Raw genomic sequence first — 18,784 nt, forward strand, 5'->3', positions numbered from 1 at the left:
CCATACAGGAACACATGAAGACTCATTCATCTGTTCATGTGAGGTGAGTAGGATACGGCCATGGGTCATGGAGCCGTCACCACCACCGCCACGGACCGCGTACGCCTGGACGCGGACAACGTCGCCAAGGTGGCCACCACGCTCCAGGCCCTGTCCACGCCCTCCCGGCTGCTGATCCTGGCCCGGCTGCGCGAAGGCCCGCTGCCCGCCACGGAGTTGGCCGCCGAGGTCGGCATGGAGCAGTCCGCCTGCTCCCACCAGCTGCGCCTGCTGCGCAACCTCGGCCTGGTCGTCGGCGAACGCCGCGGCCGCTCGGTCGTCTACGCCCTGCACGACCACCACGTCGCCGAACTGCTCGACCAGGCCGTCTACCACGTCGAGCACCTGCGCCTCGGCCTCAGCGACACGCAGGACTGACGCCGGCCCTTCCCGGTGCGGGGTCAGACCGTCCGTTCCTGGTGACTGGCCAGCGCCCAGATCACGAACACGTCGATCGCCATCATGATCACGGCCCAGACGGGCGCGTACGGCAGGAAGAGGAACTGGGCGACCAGGCTCAGCGAGGCGAAGAGGATGCCGGCGAACCGGGCCCAGGGCGCCGCCTTGAGCAGCCCCGCTCCGGTGGCGGCCACCAGCGCGCCCAGGATGATGTGGATCCAGCCCCAGCCGGTGAGGTCCAACTCGTAGACGTAGGAGCCGATCCGGGCGTACACGTCGTCGTCGGCGACGGCGGCGATGCCCTGGAGGACGGCGAGGACGCCGTTGCAGAGCATCAGGATGGCGGCGAACAGGACGCCGCCGGACACCCACGGGTCGGGCTCGCCGGGACCTGCGGCCCGCTGCCCCTTGGGTCTGCTCCAGGCGGTGCCGATCTCGCTGTCCGGGCGTCCGCCGGGCTGTGCTGACTGGTGACTCATGGTGCGGTCCCTTCTCTGGGGTGCGGGTGCGGGTGCGGGGCTTCCTCGGCCAGGAAGTCGACGAGGCTCAGCGCGAAGAGCAGCGCGAGCGCCAGGCCGACGACCACCCAGCCCGTCGGGTACGGCCACAGCGCGTAGGCGAGCACCGCGCCTGCGACGAGCAGCCAGGTGATCCAGGTGCGGAAGCGGTGCGCGAACGGGCCCACCGGGCCGGTGCGCAGGCCCAGCCGGTCGGCCGTGCCGCGCGCCGCGCCGATCCCGGAGTGCCAGATCTGCCGCGCACCGCCCGCCCAGCGGCCCGGCCCGGACAGCCAGGCGGCGATCGCGATCACCACGCCCAGCGCCATGACCGTCCGTACGGCGGCCCGCAGATAGCGGATCAGCGTGTCGTACACGGACCCGGCGGCCGGCCGGGACACCCCGGAGGGCAGGGCGTCGAGGTAGACGCCGCGGAACACGGTCAGGGCGACGCCGAGGACCAGCGCGGCGAAGGCGAGGCACAGGGCGGCGTTGATCAGGGTCCTGCGGCGGTGGGCGGCGAGCAGCACTCCGGCCGCGATCAGCAGCACCGCGAGGACGGGCAGCCAGAAACCGGCCAGCCGCAGCAGCCGGACGTACGTCCTGATCTTGCCGATGTCCTCGGACTCGACGACGGTGAGCCGGGCGTGGAGCTCGGGAATCCGTCCGGCCACCGTCAGGCCGGAGTCCACGAGCCGCCGTTTGACCTGTTCCACGACCGGCCCGAGGTCCACGCTCACCGTGTCGTCGTCGAGCGTCACCGTGCCGTCGCCGCCGCCCGTCAGCGCCTCGTCGACGGCGCCGTGGATCCTGCGGTTGGCCTCGGTCCAGATCCGTTCGAAGGCGTCCGAGGCGACGACGGCCCGCGCCTTGTCGTGCACGAAGCTGCGGACCGCGCTCTCCAGGGAGGGCCCGAGCCTGCCGAGGGCCTCGGTCACCAGGGGGCGGTCGCCGGGCGCCACGCTCTGCAGGAGCGCGGGCAGGTCGAGGTGGTGCATCACGGCGCCGGTCACCGCGTCGGCGGCGGCGTTCTGCACGTCCCGGTCCTTGGCGAGCGGCGCGACCGTGTCGACGTACCGGTCGGTGTCGCCGACCAGGTCCGCACTCCACGCGGCCACCAGGCTCAGCGGGGCCAGCACACAGCCGAGGACGATCAGCAGGGCGGCGGCGAGGGACCGCAGCCGGTGGCGGGGCGGGCGCGCGGCACGCAGCGCGCGTTCGGCGTTCTCGGCCCGTGCAGCGTGCTCGGCGCGCTCGGCCTCCAGCACCGCGACCCGGGCCCTGAGCCGTTCCAGCTCGCTCGGCCCGGCCCGGGCGGCGTCGTCCGCCATGGCCGTCCCTCCTCGCGCCGGGATCCGCCCGACGCAAGCAAGGACACCCCGTCCGGGGCGCGGCGGCGAGCAGGGCGGGGCCGCTCGGGTGAACCCGGACGGACGGCCCCGCCCTGACTCACATGTTGATCATGTGACCGGCCAGGCCGTGGACGGCCTCCTTGACGGCCTCGCCCAGGGTCGGGTGGGCGTGGACGTTGCGGGCGACCTCGTGGACGGTGAGGTCCCACTGCTGGGCCAGGGTCAGCTCGGGCAGCAGCTCGGTGACGTCGGGGCCGATGAGATGGCCGCCGATCAGCTCGCCGTACTTGGCGTCGCTGATCAGCTTGACGAAGCCGACCGTGTCGCCGAGGCCGTGCGACTTGCCGTTGGCGGTGAACGGGAACTTGGCGACCTTCACGTCGTAGCCCAGTTCACGGGCCTGCGCCTCGGTGTAGCCGAAGCTGGCGATCTGCGGCTGGCAGTAGGTGGCGCGCGGGATCATCGCGTAGTCGAGCTCCATCGTCTCGGCGTCCGCGAGCGTCTCGGCGGCGATCACGCCCATCGCCTCGGCGGTGTGCGCGAGCATCAGCTTGGCCGTCACGTCACCGATGGCGTAGATGTGCGGGACGGACGTACGGCAGCGGCCGTCGACGTCGATCGCGCCGCGCTCGGTGAGGCGTACGCCGGTCTTGTCCAGGCCGTAGCCGTCGACGTTGGGCGCGAAGCCGATCGCCTGGAGCACCTTGTCGGCCTCCAGCACCTGCTGGGCGCCGTCCTTGCCGGTGACGGTGACGCGCACCTTGGGACCGGACTCGTCGATGGCGTCGACCCGGGTGGAGGTGAGCACGTCGATGCCCAGCTTGCGGTACTGCTTGGCCAGTTCGGCGGAGACCTCGGCGTCCTCCAGCGGAGCCATCCGGTCGAGGAACTCGACGACGGTGACCTTCACGCCGTAGTTGTGCAGGACGTAGGCGAACTCGATGCCGATGGCGCCGGCGCCCGCGATCACGATCGACTCGGGCAGGTCGTCGGCCAGGATCTGCTCCTCGTACGTCACCACCCGCGCGCTGCGCTTGGTGCCCGGGAGCAGCTTCGGCGTGGCGCCGGTGGCGATGATGCAGTTCTCGAACCCGATGGTGCGGGTGTTGCCGTCGTAGTCGGCGACCTGGAGGGTGTTCGCGTCGAGGAAGGTGCCCCGGCCGTCGAACTCCGTGATCTTGTTCTTCTTCATCAGGTAGTGGACGCCCTTGACCCGGCCGTCCGCGACCTTGCGGCTGCGGTTGAACGCCTCGCCGTAGTCGAAGGAGACCGTGCCGTCCACCTTGATGCCGAAGGTCTTCGCCTCGCGGGTGACGATGTGCGCCAGCTCGGCGTTGCGCAGCAGGGCCTTGGTGGGGATGCAGCCGACGTTCAGACAGACGCCGCCCCAGTACTTCTCCTCCACGACGGCGACTTTCTTGCCGAGCTGCGCGGCCCGCACGGCCGCGACGTACCCGCCGGGGCCGGCGCCGAGTACCACGACGTCGAAGTGCTCGTCCTGCTCGTCCATGGGTGGTCCTCTTCGGTGACGTAGGAGCGGTGCGCAACAGATTGTTTCGCCCGGTCGGGCTCACCGCCACCGAGCCCCACCAAAGGTGATCACCCTCTCATCCGTGATCGGCGCCGCTCAGTGGTTCGGGTGAGCCCGGCTGATGTCCGCGAGTGCGGAGCGCGGGTCGTCGGTGGCGGCGAGGTCGCCGAGGCTGATCACCCCGACCGGGCAGCCGCCGTGCTCGACGACGGGCAGCCGGCGCACCGCGTGGCGGCGCATCAGCTCCGCGGCGCGGTCGGTGGTGTCGTCGGGCGTGAGCGTCACGACGGGCGGCCGGGTGCACACCGCGCCGACGGCGGTGGCCGCCGGGTCACGGCCCTCGGCGACGACCCGGACCGTGATGTCACGGTCGGTCAGCACCCCGAACAGGTCGCAGTCGTACGCCACCAGCACATCGCCGATGTCCTGCTCACGCATCACCTGCGCGGCCCGCGCCACCGTGGTCATCGGTTCGACGGCGGCGGCGCCGGGCGACATCACGTCCCTTATCTGCCGGGTCATGGGGCACCTCCCGGGTTTCGTACGGCGGTCCGCGGCGGGGTCGGTCCGGGATGCCCGGGGTCGCCTCGCTTCTCACGCGGGCCGGGTTTCCCGGGCGGGCGCACTCACACGCGGGGCGGTGACCGCAGCGGGGCGGCCTTGGTCCGGCCCGGGAAGCCGGCCGTAGAGTGGGGGCGGGCCGTGACTGGCGCTGGGGTGGAGCACCACCGGGGAGCGGCCCGGCCGTCGGAGGCCGAAGCCGTGCGCCTGGGCGATCCCGCCGAGCACCAGGAGCCCGCGTGAGCAGCTCGCCCTCCCCGGATGTGCCCGTCCTTCTCGATGACGTCGTCCGCTCCGCCGAACGGCTGTGCGCGACCGCCGCCCGCCTCGACGAGACGCGGCTGCGTGCCCCGTCCCGGCTCACGGGCTGGACCCGGGCCGACGTCCTCGCGCATGTGGCCCGCAGCGCCGACGCGTACGTCCGGCTGCTGGACGCGGCGCGGACCGGCGGCACCACGGCCCGGGCGGACGCCGCCGCACTGGCCGAGGCCCAGGACAAGGCGGCCGCGCTGCCCGCCGACGCGCTGGCCGGTGATCTGCGCGCCAGTCTGGACCGGTTCACCGGGCGGGCGCGGGCGATGCCCGGCCCGGCCTGGGACGCCATGGTCACCGCGCTCGCGGGCTGGCCGCACCCCGCCTGGTTCACCCTCGTGCGCTGCCTGCGCGAGCTGGAGACCCACCACGTCGACCTCGGCACCGGGTACGGCACGTCCGACTGGCCCACGTCCTACGTCACCTGGGCTCTCGGCGACACGCTGGCCGCCCTGGCCGGCCGGGGCTTCCCTCTCGCGTCCGTCGAGGCGGTCGACCTGGGCCGCATCTGGACGCTGTCCCCGCACGGGCCCGACCTCGCCGCTCCGGGGCACGTCCTGCTGGGCTGGCTGAGCGGGCGTACCCGCGCGGCCGACCTGGGCGTGAGCGGCCCGCTGCCCGAGCCGCCGAAGTGGCCGCTGCCCCCGATGCCGGGGTGGTGACAGGAGCTACGGCCGTGTCCCCCGCACCGCCCACGCACCTACGGCCGTGTCCCCCGCACCGCCCACGCGCGTGCCGTCAGCGCCACCGCACCCTGCCCGTCGGCCCCGACGCTCGCTGCCAGCGCGTCGCGTACGCGGTCGCGTGCGGGCGGGTCGAGGGAGGCGACGTAGGCCGGTGCGGGGCCCTGTCCGGCGAGGAACGGCTCCCACAGGTCGGCGAACCCGGCGAACTCCGTCGGCACCTCGATGCCGGTGACCGCCACCTGGGCGAGGCCGGCCCGCGTCCACACGTCCCGCAGGGCCTCCGGGCGGCACCCGGCGAAGCGCCGGCCCTCGTCCAGGGCGGCCGCGGCGGGGTCCGCGCCGACGGCGGCGTCCCAGAAGCGGCGCAGCAGGCCCATGCCCTCGGCGTAGTCCCAGACGTACGCCGCGACCGTCCCGCCCGGCCGGACCGCCCGGGCCGTCGCGGCCACGGCGGCCACCGGCTCCGGCAGGAAGTTCAGCACCAGCCCGGACACCGCCACGTCGAAGGCCCCCTCCCGCACCGGCAACGCCGTCGCGTCCCCGACCACGAACCGGGCCACCCCGCCCCGCGCCGCGGCGACGAACGCCTCCGACCGGTCCACGCCCAGCACCAGCCGCGGCCGGCTCCGCTCGGCCACGACCCCCGACAGCACCCCCGTACCGCACCCCACGTCCAGCCACCGCAGCCCGTCCCCGACCCCGCACCAGGGCAGGAACTCCCGCGCCACGAGCCTGCTCCAGCGCCCCATGTACCGCTCGTAGGCGCCCGCGCCCGTCCACATGCCGACCTGCCGCTGCCGCGTGCCCATGGCTCCACGATCCTCCGGCCGGCCACGTCGCGCGACCGGCTCGCGTCGGCGGCCGCGTCGACGTCCGCGTCAGCGGAGCTGCGCGGCGAACGCCTCGTAGGCCGGCTCGTCGAAGAGGACGAACCTGACCTCCTCGACCGCCGTGTCGGTGGCCCGTACGGTGCTCACCGCGATCCGGGCCGCGTCGTCCATCGGCCACCCGTAGATGCCGGCGGAGACGGCGGGGAACGCGACGGTGCGGGCGCCCAGTTCGTCGGCGACGCGCAAGGACTCGCGGTAGCAGGAGGCGAGCAGGGCCGAGCGGTCCTCGTCGTGGCTGTAGCGGGGGCCGACCGTGTGGATGACCCACTGGGCGTCGAGGTTCCCGGCGGTGGTGGCGACGGCCCGGCCGGTGGGGAGGCCCTTGCCGAGGTGGCCGGCGCGCAGGCGGCGGCAGTCCTCCAGGATGGCGGGGCCGCCGCGGCGGTGGATGGCGCCGTCGACGCCTCCGCCGCCCAGCAGGGAGGAGTTGGCCGCGTTGACGATGGCGTCGGCTCTCTGCCGGGTGATGTCTCCCTGGACGAGGGTGATGGTGGTCATGCTGATCAGCCTTCCATGGGCCCGGGCTCAGCCCTGCCGCAGTCGTCTCCAGACCGCCTTCGCCGCGTTGTGCCCCGACATGCCGTGCACGCCGGGGCCCGGCGGGGTGGCCGAGGAGCAGATGAACACGGCCGGGTGCGGGGTGCGGTACGGCGACAGGGACAGCCGGGGACGCAGCAGGGTCTGCAGGCCGGTGAACGCGCCGGTGGCGATGTCGCCGCCGACGTAGTTGGCGTTGCGGGCGGCGAGTTCGGGCGGCCCTGCGATGGCGCGGGCGAGGACGCGGTCGCGGAACCCCGGGGCGAAGCGCTCCAGTTGGCGCTCGACGGCGTCGGTGAGGTCGCCGGTCCAGCCGTTCGGGACATGTCCGTACGCCCAGAAGACATGCTTGCCGTCGGGCGCCCGGGTGGGGTCGACGACGCTGGGCTGGACAGTGATCAGGAACGGCACTTCCGGCGCACGCCCCTCGCGGGAGGCGGCACGCAGGGCGGTGTCGATCTCCGCACTGGTCGCGCCGACCTGCACGGTGCCCGCGCTGCGGGCCTCCTTCGCGGTCCACGGCACCGGCCCGTCGAGGGCGTAGTCGAGCTTGAAGACGGCGGCGCCGTAGCGGTAGCGGTCGTACAGGCCGCCGAGGCCGGCGATACGGGCGAGGGCGGTGGGCGAGGTGTCGAAGACGTACGCGCGCGCGGGCGGCAGGTCGTCCAGGCGCTTGACCTGGTAGTCGGTGTGGACGGTGCCGCCGTGGGCCCGGAACAGGGAGGCGAGCGCGTCGGAGATCGACTGGCTGCCGCCCTCGGCGACGGGCCAGCCGCGGGCGTGCGCGGCGAGCGCGAAGACCAGGCCGATCGCGCCGGTCGCCAGGCCGTTCAGCGGGGCGATGACATGGGCGACGAGCCCGGCGAAGAGGGCCTTGGCGCGCTCGTCGTGGAAGCGGCGGGTCAGCCAGGTGGAGGGCGGCAGGCCCAGCAGGCCGAAGCGGGCGAGGGTGACGGGGTCGCGCGGGAGCGCGGTCAGCGGCAGGGACATGAAGTCGCGGACGAGGGCGTCCCAGCGCGGCAGGAAGGGCTCGACCAGTCTGCGGTAGGCGCCGGCGTCGCGCGGGCCGAAGGAGGCGGCCGTCTCGGCGACGGACCGGGACAGCACGGCGGCGGTGCCGTCGTCGAAGGGGTGGGCCATGGGCAGGTCGGCGTGCAGCCAGCGCAGCCCGTGGTCCTGAAGCGGCAGGGCGCGGAACGCGGGTGAGTTGATGCCGAGCGGGTGGGCGGCCGAGCACGGGTCGTGGCGGAAGCCGGGCAGGGTCAGTTCCTCGGTGCGGGCTCCCCCGCCGACGGTGTCGCGCGCCTCGAACAGGGCCACGGAGAAACCGCGGCGGGCCAGCTCGACAGCGGCCGTGAGCCCGTTGGGCCCCGCTCCCACCACGACCGCATCGAACATGGTCGGCACCTTCGGACTCCTTCGTCAGCCGATGGCCTCTGGGGTCAGGATATGCCGCGGCACCGACAACACCCGCTCCTGGAAGGCCTCCTCACCCAACGGGCCTGTACTCCCTGGGGTCAGGCCGTCCCCGACAGCAGGCCCAGCACGCGCCGGGCCGTGGCCGCGTCCCTGGCCGCGGTGAAGGGCAGGGAGTTGCCGCCCGTGATGCGGAAGGGCTCGCCGGTCAGCGTGAGGTGGGCGCCGCCCGCCTCCTCGACCAGCAGCAGGCCCGCCGCGTGGTCCCAGGCCGCCTCCCAGGAGAAGGCGGTGGCGTCCAACTCGCCTCGCGCGACGGCCAGATACTCCAGGCCCGCCGAGCCGCACGCGCGCGGGGCGACCCCATCGGTCCACAGGCCGAGCAGGGCGTGCTTCTGCTCGTCGGTGGTGTAGTCGGGGTGGGAGGTGGCGACCTGGAGGTCACGGCCCGGGGTGGGCGGTCCTGCGTACAGGCGCTCGCCGTCGAGGAAGGCGCCCTGGCCCCGTATCGCCGTGGCCAGTTGGCCGCGGACGGGTGCGTACGTCCAGGAGGCGAGCAGCACGCCGTGCCGGGCGAGGGCGATCAGGGTGCAGAATCCGTCCTCGCCGTGCACGAACTGCCGGGTGCCGTCGACGGGGTCGACGATCCAGACCGGGGCGTCGCCTCTGATCGCCTCGTACGACGCGGGGTTGGCGTGCACGGCCTCCTCGCCGACGACGACGGAGCCGGGCAGCAGGGCGCACAGCGCCTCGGTGAGATACAGCTCGGCCTTGCGGTCGGCGTCCGTCACCAGGTCGTGCGGGCCGTTCTTCTGGTCGATCTCGTGCGCGGCGAGCTGACGGAAGCGGGGCAGGATCTCGGCGTCGGCCGCCGCACGGACGGCCTCCTCCACGTCGGCCGAGTGGCGGGCGAGAAACTCGTCGATGGTTTCCGTGTCTTCGATCATGCCTCCATGAGATCACGCGCCACTGACAATCCCCACCCGGGCCGTGCACACCGGGCGGAACCGGGATGAACAGCGGGTGACCGCGCTCAGCGCCCCACCGCGTACCCCTGCATCCCGCGCGGGTTCGCCGCCGCCGACAGCACGCCCGTCTCCGGGGCCCGGGCGACCGCGCACAGCCGCCCCTCCGACCAGGCGTCGCCGACCGTGACGTCGTGCCCGCGCCGCCGCAGCCCGGCCACGACCTCCTCGGGCGTCCGGGACTCCACGGTCAGGCTGCCCGGGCGCATCCCGCGCGGGTAGAAGGAGCCGGGGAAGGAGTCGTTGTGCCAGTTCGGGGCGTCGATCGCGCCCTGCAGGTCGAGACCGCCGCGCACCGGCGGGCGCAGGGCCGCGGCGAGGAAGAAGTGCAGCTGCCACTGGTCCTGCTGGTCGCCGCCGGGCGTGCCGAACGCCAGCACCGGCACGCCGTCGCGCAGCGCGAGGGACGGGGTGAGGGTGGTGCGGGGGCGGCGGCCGGGCGTGAGGGAGTTCGGCAGGCCCTCCTCCAGCCAGGCCATCTGCAGCCGGGTGCCGAGCGGGAAGCCCAGCTCGGGCACGACGGGGTTGGACTGGAGCCAGCCGCCGCTGGGCGTGGCCGCGACCATGTTGCCCCAGCGGTCGACGACGTCCAGGTGGCAGGTGTCGCCCCGGGTTCCTCCGTCGGCGCCGACCCGCGGCTCCCCCGGCACGGGTGAGGTGGAGGGCCCCGCGACGGTGGGTTCGCCGACGCCCAGGGCGTCCATCGGGCCGGGCCCGGAAGGGACCGAAGCGGCCACGCGCGCGTGGTCGGGCAGCAGCGGACCGCGCCCGCCCGGGCTCCCCGGCCGCAGCTCGTACGACGCCGTGTCGCCGATCAGCTTCCGCCGCCCGGCGTTGTACGACTCCGACAGCAGCTCGGCGACCGGCACCTCGGCCGCGTCGCCGTACCAGGCCTCCCGGTCGGCCATGGCGAGCTTGCAGCCCTCGACGAGCAGGTGCACGTACTCGGCGGACCCGTACGCGGGCAGCTCAGGCGGAAGCAGGGCGAGCTGCTGGAGCAGGACCGGGCCCTGGCTCCAGGGGCCCGCCTTGCACAGGGTCCAGCCGTTCCAGTCGTACGTCACCGGCGTCTCGTAGGTCGCCGACCAGCCGGCGAGGTCGGCGGCCGTGAGGGTGCCGGTGTGGTGCGTGCCGCTGGTGTCGAGGGTGGGCCGGGCGGACTGCCGCAGGAGCGCCTCGGCGATGAAGCCGGTGCGCCACACCTCCCGGGCGGCGTCGATGCGTGCCTCCCGGTCCCCGGCGCCGGCGGTCTCGGCGAGCAGGCGCTTCCAGGTGGCGGCGAGGGCGGGGTTGCGCAGCAGCCGGCCGGGGCGCGGTGCCTCGCCGTCCGGCAGATAGACCTCCGCCGACGACGTCCACTCGGTCTCGAACAGCTCGCGTACGGTCTCGACGGTGGCGCCGACGTTCTCCACGGGCGCGTGCCCGTGCTCGGCGTACCCGACGGCGTACTTCAGCACCTCGGCGAGGTCCTTGGTGCCGTGGTCGCGCAGCAGCAGCAGCCAGGCGTCGAAGGCGCCGGGCACGGCCGCGGCGAGCGGGCCGGTGCCGGGCACGAGGTCGAGCCCGAGCCCCCGGTAGTGCGCGACGGACGCCCCCGCCGGGGCCACGCCCTGCCCGCACAGCACCCGCACCTCACCGCCCGCCGGGGCCAGCAGGATCGGTACCTCCCCCGCGGGGCCGTTGAGGTGCGGCTCGACGACGTGCAGCACGAACGCCCCCGCCACCACCGCGTCGAAGGCGTTGCCGCCGTCCTCCAGCACGGCCATCGCCGACTGCGAGGCCAGATAGTGCGTGCTGGACACCATGCCGAAGGTGCCCTGGAGGGTGGGACGCGTGGTGAACACGGGCGGACTCCTCGGGGATGGCGACGACGGCTCGTGTGATCGTAAGTGCCCACGCGTCGGCGGCGGCAGCCCACCGAGGGGACATAACGGGGCACAAGGGCCGTCGGCCGTTCGCCCCCGTCACCGCCTGCGTACGGAGCGAGTTGGCACTTTCGCCCCACTGCCAGTCGTGTGACACTGGCGTCCCCCTGTCCGCAGTGCGGACTGCTTCCGCACCGTCCCCCACGAAAAGTGCGCCCGTGCGTTCTCTTCCTCTGCCGCTCGCCCTCACCGCACGTCTGACGCCCGTCGCCGTCCTCGCCTGCGCGGGGTGGGCCCTCGCGTCCGGCCCCGAGACCCCGTCGGCCGCGCAGGACGCGCCGCGCCAGGAGACAGGCAGACAGTCGGCGTCCGGCCCCTCGACGACGGCCGCGCCGAAGACGTACGGCGCCGCCCCCGCGCCCTGCACGAGCCTGGGGAAGAAGACGATCGGCTCGCTGGTGCCCGGCGCGAAGACGGCCGGCAAGGAGATACCGTCCTCCGACTCCGACGAGCGCCGCACCTGTTCGTGGAACGCGCTGGACGGCTACGACTACCGCTGGCTGGACGTGTCCTTCGAGGTCATGGACTCGGACGCGGCGGCGGAGAAGTCGTACAAGGAGCGCGTCGCGGACCGCGACGGAGGTGGCGAGGTCCCCGGTCTGGGTGACGCCGCCTACTCGGTCGTGAACCTCACCACCGAGGACGACCAGGAGACCCGCGAGGGCGTGGTGCTGGCCCGGTCCGACAACGCGCTGGTGATCGTCACCTACAACGGCAGCGACTTCGAGTCGAAGCAGGCCCCGAGCACGGACGAGATCAACAAGGGCGCCATCAAGGCCGCCAAGGAGGCGATGGCCACGCTGGAGGACGGCGGCAGCGCCTGATCCGTCCTCCAACAGGCCTGCGTCATACGGTGGTTCGGTCCCGGGTGCCCGTCGTCGCGGTCAGCAGCAGATACAGCAGCAGCGAGGTGCCCAGGCCCACCGCCCAGCCGTAGTCGGCGAGGGGCTCCAGCGCCGGGACGGGCCGGCCGTCGAGGATCGGCTCGAAGCTCGCTCCGCCGATCGCGAGGACCCCGCCCGTCAGGAACGCCACGACGGCCCGCCAGTTCCAGCCGCCCCGGTACCAGTAGCGCCCGCCCTCGCGGTACAGGTCGACGAGGTCGAGGCGGCCGCGGCGCAGGATCCAGTAGTCGGCGATGAGGATGCCGGCGACCGTGCCGAGCAGCCCGCCGACCAGGCCGAGCCAGGTGAAGATGTAGCCCTGCGGATCGGAGTACAGCTTCCAGGGGAAGATCAGCACGCCGAGGACACAGGTCGCGAGGGCTCCGGCGCGGAAACTGATCCTTCTGGGCGCGATGTTGGAGAAGTCGAAGGCCGGGGAGACCAGGTTCGCGGCCACGTTCACCGACAGCGTCGCGACCAGCACGGTCACCAACGCGTACAGCAGACCCACCTCGTTGTCGGTGCGGGCGGCCAACTGCACCGGGTCCCAGACGGGTTCGCCGTACACCGCCTGCGAGCCGGAGGTGACGAGCACCGACAGGAAAGCGAACAGCGTCATCGTGGTGGGCAGACCCAGGGCCTGTCCCCAGGTCTGGGCCTTCTGGCTCCTGCCGTAGCGGGTGAAGTCGGGGATGTTCAGCGACAGCGTGGACCAGAAGCCGATCATGCCCATCAGGGCGGGCCAGAACAGCTTCCAGAAGTCGCCGCCCCAGCCCAGCTTCGACGGCTGGTCGAACAGCGGGCCGAGACCGCCCGCCCTGCTGCTCATCCACCACAGCATCACGAACGCGCCGACCAGCACGAACGGCGCCGCCCAGTTCTCGAAGCGGCGGATCGTCTCCATGCCGCGGTAGATGATCGCCACCTGGAGCGCCCAGAAGATCGCGAACGACAGCCACATCGTCCAGGCGTAGCCGCCGACCTTCCCGGCGTCCGTCCAGCCCGAGCCGATCAGCTTCCCGGCCAGGAAGTAGATCGCCTCCCCGCCGATCCAGGTCTGGATGCCGAACCAGCCGCACGCCACCAACGCCCGCACCACAGCGGGCAGGTTGGCGCCGCGGATGCCGAAGGAGGCGCGTGCGAACACCGGGAACGGGATGCCGTACTTCGGTCCCGCGTGCCCGGTCAGCAGCATCGGGACGAGCACGATCACATTGGCGAGGGCGATGGTCAGCACCGCCTGCTTCCAGTCCATGCCGACGGCGATCAGACCGGAGGCGAGCGTCCAGGAGGCGGTGTTGTGGGCCATGCCGACCCACAGCGCGGAGAAGTTGTACGTCGTCCAGGTGCGGCCCGCCACGGGAACCGGGAGCAGGTCCTCGTTGGCGTAGGGGCCGCTCGGCTGCGGGGCGTCCGGCGCGATCTCCACGCGCCCGTCGGGGAGGGTGACCTGGGCGGTCGGGGGTATGGCGGAGGGAGCGGTGTCGGTCATGGGCAGGCCAATCGAACGAGGTGGGACGGGAGAGGCCGTGCGGGCACGAGCCCCTCCCCGGGACGGCGGGGAGGGGTGACCAGGGGGAGTTGTCGTGCGGGTTCAGCCGTTGAGCGCGGGGATGACCTGCGAGCCGTACGCGTCGATCACGGCCTCCTGCGCGTCGTGCATGTCGTAGACCGCGAACTGGTCGACGCCCAGCTCGCGCAGTGCCTTCAGCTTCTCGACATGGCGCTCGGCGGGGCCGATCAGACAGAACCGGTCGACGATCTCGTCCGGCACGAACTGGGTGTCGGGGTTCCCGGCGCGTCCGTGGTGGGAGTAGTCGTAGCCCTGCCGGGCCTTGATGTACGCGGTGAGTTCGTCGGGGACCTGCGCGGAGTGCTCGCCGTACTTGGCGACCAGGTCGGCCACGTGGTTGCCGACCATGCCGCCGAACCAACGGCACTGGTCGCGGGCGTGGCCGAGCGCCTCGGGCGAGTCGTCGGCGGTGACGTAGGCGGGCGCGGCGACGCAGATCGTCACCTCGTCGGGGTCGCGCCCGGCGTCCGCCGCGGCCGCCTTCACGGCCTTGACCATGTACTCGGTGAGGTAGAGGTCGGCGAGCTGGAGGATGAACCCGTCGGCCTCCTCGCCGGTCATCTTCAGCGCCTTCGGCCCGTACGCGGCCATCCACACGGGCAGTTCGGCGCCCGGCCTGATCCACGGGAACCTGACGACCGTGCCGCCGCCGAGGTCGGCCTCCTCGCCGCGTCCGAGTGCGCGGATGACCTTCATGGCGTCGCTGATCCGGGCCAGGGTGTTGGGCTTGCGGCCGGCCACGCGCATCGCGGAGTCGCCGCGGCCGATGCCGCAGACCGTGCGGTTGCCGAACATGTCGTTGAGGGTGGCGAAGGTGGAGGCGGTGACCTCCCAGGTGCGGGTGCCCGGGTTGGTCACCATCGTGCCGACCTTCAGCTTGGTGGTGTTCGCCAGGATCTGGCTGTAGATCACGAACGGCTCCTGCCAGAGCACGGCGGAGTCGAAGGTCCAGCCGTACCGGAAGCCGTTGCGCTCGGCGCGCTTCATCAGGCTCACGACCCGCGAGGCGGGCGGGTCGGTCTGCAGGACGAGTCCGAAGTCCATGGGCACCGCTCCTAGTTGAGGTACTGACAGGTGGAGCGGGGGGTGTAGACGCCGTGCCCGGCACGGCCCGTGTACTCCCGCTCGGTGATGACCGGCACACCCCGCGAGAGCACCGTCTCCACCCGGCCGGTCAGCCGCTTGCCCTCGTACGCCGAGTAGTCGACGTTCATGTGGTGCGTCTCGGCGGACACGACCTGCTCGGCGTGCGGGTCGTAGATCACGACGTCGGCGTCGGCGCCCGGCGCGATGGTGCCCTTCTTCGGGTACATGCCGAACATCCGGGCCGGGGTCGCGCAGGCGATCTCGATCCAGCGACGGCGCGAGATGTGCCCGTCGACGACGGCCTGGTGGAGGAGGTCCATCCGGTTCTCCACGCCCGGCAGACCGTTGGGGATCTTCGAGAAGTCGCCCCGGCCCAGCTCCTTCTGGCCGACGAAGCAGAAGGGGCAGTGGTCGGTGGAGACGACCTGGAGGTCGTTGGTGCGCAGGCCCCGCCACAGCTTGGCCTGGTGCTCGCGCGGGCGCAGCGGGGTGCTGCACACGTACTTGGCACCCTCGAAGTCCGGTTCGGCGAGGTTGTCCGTGGACAGGAACAGGTACTGGGGGCAGGTCTCGCCGAAGACGTTCAGGCCTTCGTCGCGCGCCTTGGCCAGTTCGGCGACCGCCTCCATCGCCGAGACGTGCACGACGTAGAGAGGTGCGCCGGCCACCTGGGCCAGCCTGATGGCCCGGTGCGTGGCCTCGGCCTCCAGGAGCGCCTTGCGGACCTCGCCGTGGTAGCGGGGGTCGGTCTCGCCGCGGGCCAGGGCCTGTTCGACGAGAACGTCGATCGCGATGCCGTTCTCGGCGTGCATCATGATCAGGCCGCCGTTCTCGGCGGAGCGCTGCATGGCGCGCAGGATCTGGCCGTCGTCGCTGTAGAAGACGCCCGGATATGCCATGAACTGCTTGAAGGACGTGACGCCTTCCTCCACGAGGAGGTCCATCTCCTTGAGCGTCTCCTGGTTCACATCGGAGACGATCATGTGGAAGCCGTAGTCGATCGCGCAGTTGCCCTCCGCCTTGGCGTGCCAGGCGTCCAGGCCCTCGCGGAGGCCCTGGCCGACGCTCTGTACGGCGAAGTCGACGATCGTGGTCGTGCCGCCGTGCGCTGCCGCGCGGGTGCCTGTTTCGAAGGTGTCGGAGGCTGAGGTGCCGCCGAAGGGGAGCTCCATGTGGGTGTGGACGTCGACGCCGCCGGGGATGACGTACTTTCCTGTGGCGTCGAGGGTGGTTTCCGCCGAGAATGCCTCCGCTGCGGGGGTACCGGATGCTGCGAGGGCGGCGATGCGGCTGTCCTCGATCAGGACGTCGGCGTGGATTTCGTCCGAGGCCGTGATGACGAGGCCTCCGCGGATGACGGTACGGGTACTCATGCTGCGTCGCTCCTCGCAGTGTCGACGTGCCGGTTGTCTGTGGCTGGTCGCGCAGTTCCCCGCGCCCCTGGGGCGCTGCCCCTCAGGGCGCTGTCAGGGGGCCGTACGCTCCCGGTGCGCGGTCCCTGTAGAACTGCCAGCGGTCCCTGACCTCCCTCAGCTTGGCCATGTCCAGGTCCCTGACGACGAGTTCGGGCTCCTTGTCGCCGGCCACCTCGCCGACGAACTGGGCCTCGGGGTCGACGAAGTAGCTCGTGCCGTAGAAGTCGTTGTCGCCGTACTCCTCCACCCCGACCCGGTTGATCGCGCCGACGAAATACTCGTTGGCGACGGCCGCGGCGGGCTGCTCCAGTTGCCAGAGGTAGCCGGACAGGCCGCGTGAGGTGGCCGACGGGTTGAAGACGAGCTCGGCGCCCGCGAGGCCCAGGGCCCGCCAGCCCTCCGGGAAGTGGCGGTCGTAGCAGATGTAGACGCCGATGCGGCCCACGGCCGTGTCGAAGACGGGCCAGCCGCTGTTCCCGGGGCGGAAGTAGAACTTCTCCCAGAAGCCACGCACCTGCGGGATGTGGGTCTTGCGGTACTTGCCGAGGTAGGAGCCGTCCGCGTCGATCACGGCGGCGGTGTTGTAGAGGACGCCGGGCTGCTCCTCCTCGTACATGGGCAGGACGAGGACGATGCCCAGCTCCTTCGCGAGGGCCTGGAAGCGGCGGACGATCGGGCCCTCGGGGATCTGCTCGGCGTACTCGTAGAAGGCCGGGTCCTGGACCTGGCAGAAGTACGGTCCGTAGAACAGCTCCTGGAAGCAGAGGACTTGGGCACCCTGCGCGGCCGCGTCTCGGGCCGCCTGCTCGTGCACCTGGACCATCGACTCCTTGTCGCCGGTCCAGGCGGTCTGGAACACGGCGGCGCGGATCACTCGGCTCATCGGGACCTCCGGTAGCTCGGTGTGCGGTGAGCCTAGAAAGTCCGCGCGGCTGCTTTGAGTTGCACCGTGTCACGTCTGCGGGGGTGCGGCGTGGCACCGTGTCACCCTTGACCGACCCCATGTTTCACCACCGTTTTCCCAGGTCGTCGCATGTTTCACCCCTGTTGCGCGTCATGCGCGAGGAGCGCGATGTGCACCGAGGCCGCCTGCTCGAAGTCGTCGAGGTCGACGCCGAGGCGGCTCTGTATGGCCTCCAGCCGACGGTAGAGCGCGGGCCGGGAGACATGATGGAGCTGTGCGGTACGGGACTTGTTGCGGCCCGTCGCCAAGTACGTGCGCAGCACGGCGAGGAGGTCGTCGTCGGCCGCACGCAGCAGGCCGTCCAACTCCCGCTCCGCGAAGGACTGCACGTGCGGGTCGTCGCGCAGCAGCCGGACCAGACCGCGCAGGTGGACGTCCTTCAGGCGGACGACCGTCGGCAGTTCGAGGACGGCGGTGGAGTCGGCGACCGCGTCGGCCACGTGCCGCGCCTCCCGCAGCCCCGCCGGTACGCCGTCCCAGTCGGGGCGTGCCGCGGCGGCGGCCACGACGGGCGTCGGGCCCTCCTGCCGCAGCCGGGACGCGAAGTGGCCGGTGAGGGCGTCGGCGTCCTGGTCGCGGGCGAGGCTGAGCAGCACGGCCGTGGCCTCGTCGGCGAGTTCGGCGACCAGACCCGGCAGCCCGGTCAGCCGCAGCACCCGCTCCAGCCGGTCCGGGCGTGCCCCACGCACCACGAGCGGCACGAACGTCCGCCGGTTCACGGGCAGTCCGGCGGCCCGCGCCCGCGGCAGCAGCTGCCGTGCCGGTACGACGCCGGAGACCAGGTCGGTGAGCAGGCCCTGCGCCGACTGTTCCTCCCAGGTGGCCGCTCCGCCGAGCATGCGGTGCAGGACGAGGGCCTCGGCGGCCCGGTCGGCGAGGAGGCGCCCGGCGGAGGTGTCGCCGCGGAAGCCGCACAGCACGATCCGGCCCCACCGCTCGCCGCGTCCGCCCAGTTCGGCGCGGATCCAGCCGTCGCCCTCGCTGCCGCCGGCCTGCCGGGCGATACGTTCCCAGTCGCGCAGGACGTCGTCCACGGCGGGCCGCTCCCCCGCGGTGGCCAGGACCCGGTGGGCGAGGTTGGTGACGACGACGGGGCAGCCGCTGTGCTGGGCGACCTCGTCGAGCAGCCGCTGCAGCGGGGCGCCCGCGGTGATGAGGCCGGTGAGCGCGGTGCGCACGGTCTCGGAGAGGCTGACGGCGGCGAACTTCCGCCGCACGAGCCGGGACTGCACCTCCTCGGTCAGCTCAGCGAAGGGGAAGGGCCGGTGCAGGACGACCAGGGGCAGCCCGCAGCGCTCGGCGGCGCGGCGCATCACGTCCGGTGGGGAGGGGAAGGCGCGGCCGAGTCCGAGGACCACGGCCGCGGCCTCCGCGCGGTGCAGGGAGCGGATGTACTCGGCCTGCTTGTGCTCGTCCCCGGCGAGCAGCACGCCGGTGGTGAGGACCATCTCGCCGCCGCTGAGCATCACCCCGACGTCGGCGGCCTCGGCGACGTGCACCCAGCGCACGGGCCGGTCGAGATGGCCCGCCCCGGCCACCACCTCGGGCTCTCCGGCGAGCACCCGCTCCAGGCCGAGCACCTGGCGGACCGACAGGGCGGGCTCCAGGGATTCCAGGGATTCCGGGGCGGTGGTCATGGCGGCGCTCCCTCGACTCACATGGGTGCTGCGGGATGCTCCCGTGGGGGCCTAC

Annotated in this window: 17 protein-coding genes and 1 riboswitch; of the genes, 3 read left to right on the plus strand and 14 right to left on the minus strand. The window is 72.6% G+C overall.

Features of this window, described 5'->3' with window-relative positions; all coding sequences use genetic code 11:
* Positions 1-60 precede the first annotated feature (60 nt).
* A complete protein-coding gene (locus RKD23_RS08175) occupies positions 61-417 on the plus strand; it encodes an ArsR/SmtB family transcription factor (protein ID WP_424853051.1) in 357 nt (118 codons plus the stop codon).
* Between the two features lie 23 nt (positions 418-440).
* Here the strand turns inward: RKD23_RS08175 and RKD23_RS08180 are convergent, their stop codons facing one another.
* From RKD23_RS08180 to RKD23_RS08195, 4 genes are all read right to left on the minus strand, one after another.
* A complete protein-coding gene (locus RKD23_RS08180; RefSeq protein ID WP_424853052.1) occupies positions 441-917 on the minus strand; it encodes a DUF7144 family membrane protein in 477 nt (158 codons plus the stop codon).
* A complete protein-coding gene (locus tag RKD23_RS08185) occupies positions 914-2,266 on the minus strand; it encodes a hypothetical protein (RefSeq protein WP_424853053.1) in 1,353 nt (450 codons plus the stop codon). Before RKD23_RS08185 ends, RKD23_RS08180 begins: the two co-directional genes overlap by 4 nt.
* A gap of 118 nt (positions 2,267-2,384) precedes the next feature.
* Positions 2,385-3,797 carry a dihydrolipoyl dehydrogenase gene (gene lpdA / locus RKD23_RS08190; protein WP_404032444.1) on the minus strand — a complete coding sequence of 471 codons (1,413 nt, stop codon included), beginning with the start codon at positions 3,795-3,797 and terminating at the stop codon, positions 2,385-2,387.
* Positions 3,798-3,914: 117 nt separating this feature from the next.
* Entirely contained in the window at positions 3,915-4,340 is a 426-nt protein-coding gene (locus tag RKD23_RS08195; protein WP_424853054.1) for a CBS domain-containing protein, read from the minus strand.
* A gap of 170 nt (positions 4,341-4,510) precedes the next feature.
* A riboswitch (ZMP/ZTP riboswitch) is annotated at positions 4,511-4,599 on the plus strand.
* A gap of 19 nt (positions 4,600-4,618) precedes the next feature.
* Between RKD23_RS08195 and RKD23_RS08200 the strand changes: the two genes are divergently transcribed.
* Positions 4,619-5,353, plus strand: coding sequence for a maleylpyruvate isomerase family mycothiol-dependent enzyme (locus tag RKD23_RS08200; protein ID WP_424853055.1), 735 nt, complete (start codon positions 4,619-4,621; stop codon positions 5,351-5,353).
* A 38-nt stretch (positions 5,354-5,391) separates the two neighbouring features.
* On the opposite strand, the gene RKD23_RS08205 is transcribed toward RKD23_RS08200, so the two are convergent.
* From RKD23_RS08205 to RKD23_RS08225, 5 genes are all read right to left on the minus strand, one after another.
* A complete protein-coding gene (locus tag RKD23_RS08205; RefSeq protein WP_424853056.1) occupies positions 5,392-6,186 on the minus strand; it encodes a class I SAM-dependent methyltransferase in 795 nt (264 codons plus the stop codon).
* A gap of 69 nt (positions 6,187-6,255) precedes the next feature.
* Complete coding sequence (locus RKD23_RS08210; protein WP_424853057.1) at positions 6,256-6,765, minus strand: O-acetyl-ADP-ribose deacetylase; 510 nt, start codon at positions 6,763-6,765, stop codon at positions 6,256-6,258.
* 27 nt (positions 6,766-6,792) lie between these two features.
* A complete protein-coding gene (locus RKD23_RS08215; RefSeq protein ID WP_424853058.1) occupies positions 6,793-8,202 on the minus strand; it encodes a phytoene desaturase family protein in 1,410 nt (469 codons plus the stop codon).
* A gap of 119 nt (positions 8,203-8,321) precedes the next feature.
* Positions 8,322-9,167: an inositol monophosphatase family protein gene (locus RKD23_RS08220; protein WP_424853059.1), complete on the minus strand. Its 846-nt coding sequence runs from the start codon at positions 9,165-9,167 to the stop codon at positions 8,322-8,324.
* Between the two features lie 86 nt (positions 9,168-9,253).
* Positions 9,254-11,089, minus strand: a complete 1,836-nt coding sequence (locus tag RKD23_RS08225) for a gamma-glutamyltransferase family protein (RefSeq protein ID WP_424853060.1) — start codon at positions 11,087-11,089, stop codon at positions 9,254-9,256.
* A gap of 239 nt (positions 11,090-11,328) precedes the next feature.
* Here RKD23_RS08225 and RKD23_RS08230 point away from each other — a divergent pair, with 239 nt between their 5' ends.
* Complete coding sequence (locus tag RKD23_RS08230) at positions 11,329-11,994, plus strand: hypothetical protein (protein WP_424853061.1); 666 nt, start codon at positions 11,329-11,331, stop codon at positions 11,992-11,994.
* A gap of 22 nt (positions 11,995-12,016) precedes the next feature.
* On the opposite strand, the gene RKD23_RS08235 is transcribed toward RKD23_RS08230, so the two are convergent.
* From RKD23_RS08235 to RKD23_RS08255, 5 genes are all read right to left on the minus strand, one after another.
* The gene (locus RKD23_RS08235) at positions 12,017-13,546 is read right to left on the minus strand and encodes an NCS1 family nucleobase:cation symporter-1 (RefSeq protein ID WP_424853062.1); all 1,530 of its coding nucleotides are present in this window, start codon (positions 13,544-13,546) and stop codon (positions 12,017-12,019) included.
* Between the two features lie 102 nt (positions 13,547-13,648).
* Positions 13,649-14,671, minus strand: coding sequence for a TIGR03842 family LLM class F420-dependent oxidoreductase (locus RKD23_RS08240; RefSeq protein WP_424853063.1), 1,023 nt, complete (start codon positions 14,669-14,671; stop codon positions 13,649-13,651).
* 11 nt (positions 14,672-14,682) lie between these two features.
* Positions 14,683-16,086 carry a dihydropyrimidinase gene (hydA, locus tag RKD23_RS08245; RefSeq protein WP_424853064.1) on the minus strand — a complete coding sequence of 468 codons (1,404 nt, stop codon included), beginning with the start codon at positions 16,084-16,086 and terminating at the stop codon, positions 14,683-14,685.
* 82 nt (positions 16,087-16,168) lie between these two features.
* A complete protein-coding gene (locus tag RKD23_RS08250; RefSeq protein WP_424853065.1) occupies positions 16,169-17,011 on the minus strand; it encodes a nitrilase-related carbon-nitrogen hydrolase in 843 nt (280 codons plus the stop codon).
* 155 nt (positions 17,012-17,166) lie between these two features.
* Positions 17,167-18,729, minus strand: a complete 1,563-nt coding sequence (locus RKD23_RS08255; protein WP_424853066.1) for a PucR family transcriptional regulator — start codon at positions 18,727-18,729, stop codon at positions 17,167-17,169.
* Between the last annotated feature and the right edge of the window lie 55 nt (positions 18,730-18,784).

This window comes from Streptomyces sp. SAI-170, from assembly GCF_049739565.1.
GTDB lineage: Bacteria > Actinomycetota > Actinomycetes > Streptomycetales > Streptomycetaceae > Streptomyces.